The sequence below is a fragment of the Deltaproteobacteria bacterium genome, from assembly GCA_020845775.1.
In the GTDB taxonomy this organism is placed as follows: Bacteria; Bdellovibrionota_C; UBA2361; order SZUA-149; family JADLFC01; genus JADLFC01.
Genome location: JADLFC010000178.1, coordinates 1 through 3148, shown reverse-complemented (window position 1 = coordinate 3148; position 3148 = coordinate 1). Strand labels below are relative to the sequence as shown.

Sequence of the window (3148 nt, the reverse complement as noted above, 5' to 3'; positions counted from 1 at the left end):
TTTTGTGCATTCGCCTCAACCTCTGGCAAACGAGCCATGTCGTCGAATTCCGCAAAATCTATGCTAACCGGGAAGCTCCCCAACTTACACTCTTGTTGCTCCAAATTGACGACTGTAACACCCGAGCTCGTCTTATCGCATTTGACTTCCAATAGCGACTCGACCGCATCCGCGAAATGCGTTAAATCTTTATCCGTCTGAAAGCCAATTAGATTACAATTAATTAGCGAGTCTATTACATCGCTACGCGATGGAAGCTTGGAGAAAATATTGTATCCCGGGAAAGGCGTATGTAGGAAAAAACATATTGTATTGATAACATTTCGCTCTCGTAGAAGTCTGGCGACTCCCATCAAATGGTAATCGTGAATCCAGATTAAATCGCCTGGTCTTATGTGTTTCACTACTTCATCGCAAAACACCTGCTGCACTTCGAGGTATGTGGACCAAAACTCAGGCTCGAAATTGCATCTACTTTGTAGCTCGTGAAACAATGGCCATATGACCTGATTTGAGAAGCCGTAATAGAATTTTTCAATTGCGTTCTTGTCCAATAGAACTGGAATTAAATCGAACTCCGACCGCGATGAAAATTCGCTAAGAGCCTTCCTAATCACTCGTTCTTCAGACTTAATCTCCCCGGGCCATCCTATCCAAACACCGCGACACTTCCTCAGCACTGGCGCCATTGCTGTTACTAAACCACCTGAGCTTGGCTGTAAATCTATCCTGTCCGGCTCCTCTATAACAGTGATGGGAAGGCGGTTAGAAACACAAACAATTCGATTTACACTGGTCATTTGCGCTATCCCGATTACAGATAAATTTTAAATCAAATATTCAGCGATACGACTCTTGTAGGTATAGCATCATCCGAGCCTGAGTCAAAGCCCAGATCCGATCTGCTCTAACGACGTTGCAGATTAGTGAGCTTATTAAAAGAATATGTGGAGATGCTACTCCTCTGGCACCAACGCCTATTTGCTGAAATCTAACGGCCCCGCGCAAGAACATTCTATTCAGAGTAGCAACTCATTAAAGCAACAGGAGAAGCGTCTTTCTTTTCGAGATCCCCTAAGGCCTCACCGCCGTAGGTGCCGCAAAATCGATGCCGCCACTTTGGGTTGGGCGAAGTCTTAGCAATCCCGTAAGAAGATTGGATCCCTCGACCTTCACACTGCCATATGTATCCACACTCGTGGCAAAGCTACTTGTCTCGTGCAATCCTAAATCGGTACCACTTTTCGGTGCTAGCGCAAACGCTCTCTCCGTGGGAGTGTTATTGCCGTTATATACCGTAACGACGACATCGGCAGTCGAATCTCCGGTATTAAAAAGTCTTAGCCAATTATAGGCATTGAGAAACAGGTTCCAGCTTCCCCAGCGCGTGCCGCCAAGCGATGAGGGTGGCTGACTGCCATACATCGCCTCAATGCTCCCCGAGGAATCGCGAAAATAGAACATGCTCTGTGCAACCAGCACATCGTTATCGTCAGTTCCCTGAATGTGCACTGCGCCAGATTGTCCCGCACCCAAAACCGCACTTGCATCTAAATGCACCCCTGAGCGCGCACCCAATGCGGCATTGCTAAGACTGACTAAATTTCCGTTATTGTCATAGAAGTAAAGATTGACATTTTGGGCGTCTGCTCCAATATTTTGTACCTCAAGCCAATTTTGCGCCCCGCCTCCAGCAGAAATTTCCACCCAATGCTCATCCTCTGCAGATGTGCTCACCAGAGGAAATGCAAACGCAAAGGTAGAATCCGTGCGCTGGCCGTAGCGCACTAATTCGGCCTTGTACTGTGCAGACGGGTCAGCGGGAACTATCTCGTTATAACCAACGACATTGTCTCCCTCACCATGGCCGCCATCTATGTCTGTTCGCCCAAATGCCTGTACACCGATGTTTTGAGTGGCTAACAAGGTACCATCTAAACCATAGCGGTTGATCTCAAAGCTTTCCGTCTCGCTCGACAGATTTACTATACTTAGCCAATTTAATACCTGGTCCCCAGAATCGGCCGCATTTAAGCTAGGATTAAAAGTATTAAATGCCACATAGGAAGTTCCATCCCGAGCGTTGCTTAGGGGAAGGGCGTAGGCAAATTCGTAGCTCTGATAACTATCTAAGGTTCGATAAAAAAACATGCGGCCATCTAAATTAGCAGAGCTGAAGGTGAGCCGCAATAAGCCATAGGAGTCAGCACTAAAACCCGTGAGATCGTTTACGATTACGTCGCGTTGATTTTGTGCAGAAATGTCTAGCGTGGTTTCGCTTTGCTCTACCCCATTGATGTCAAATAGCGAAATAGTAACGCTTAAGTCACTTGTTCCCTTATTAACTAGCTCTAAAATATTTACCATCTGCAAAAATCCATTCCACAACACGTAAGATGGACTGGTAAGCACATCGTCGTTTTCCTCAAGGGCATAAAATCCCGTGTTAGAACCCTGCACCAGCGCGTCGAAAAAGAGCGTGCTAGTAATCTCGCTATCGAGCCCCTCGTAGATTCTACTCCAAGAATCACAATTGTCATTGCTGCGATAAACATCGCGACCACTAGCCGCATAAAGAGCGCCGGTTGAAAGATCCACTGCCACGGTAAACACCTCTTCATTGCCAGAGCCTGGGCCCGAAGACGTAAAGGAATTACAGCGCTCCCAGTTAGTTGCCGTCGTAGCATCGAGGAGGCGGAACAAACCGTCTTCGGCAGCGGCATATAGAATGTCTTGAGCACTGTCGTAAGCAAATTCATTAGTATTTACAGTAGAGGAGAGATCGGTATCGATAATTTCCGACCAGGACACTCCGCTATCAGTGCTTCGATAAATGCCATTTGTCGAAGCAGTAGCATTGCTCGCCGGAACTCCTGCACCAACAAAAATAGTTGAGGTGTTTATCACCTCAAATGACCGAATGGGTAGTCCCTGCAAATCTGCCGGCGTTGTTTTGGCAAAGCTGTTAGCAGTATCGTACATTGAAAATTCCCCATCGATTCCGCCTTCATCCTGTAAGAAGCTTGCAAGCAGAGTTGTGGGGAGGAAGGAGTAAGTTTTAATAGCGGTGACTTGAAAAAACTGTCTTCCTGGGTCAAGACTTGGATCGTCTATGGTTTGCCAATTATCAATCGTAGGCGGATTGTTA

At 46.7% G+C, this 3148-nt stretch carries 2 protein-coding genes; both read right to left on the bottom strand.

Annotated elements, in window-relative coordinates; all coding sequences use genetic code 11:
* Positions 1 to 800, bottom strand: an 800-nt coding sequence (locus IT291_11180) for a trehalose-6-phosphate synthase (protein ID MCC6221791.1), incomplete at its 3' end; no start/stop codon positions are given.
* A 274-nt stretch (positions 801 to 1074) separates the two neighbouring features.
* Positions 1075 to 3148 (bottom strand): hypothetical protein (locus IT291_11175; GenBank protein ID MCC6221790.1); only part of this gene is annotated, 2074 nt, incomplete at its 5' end.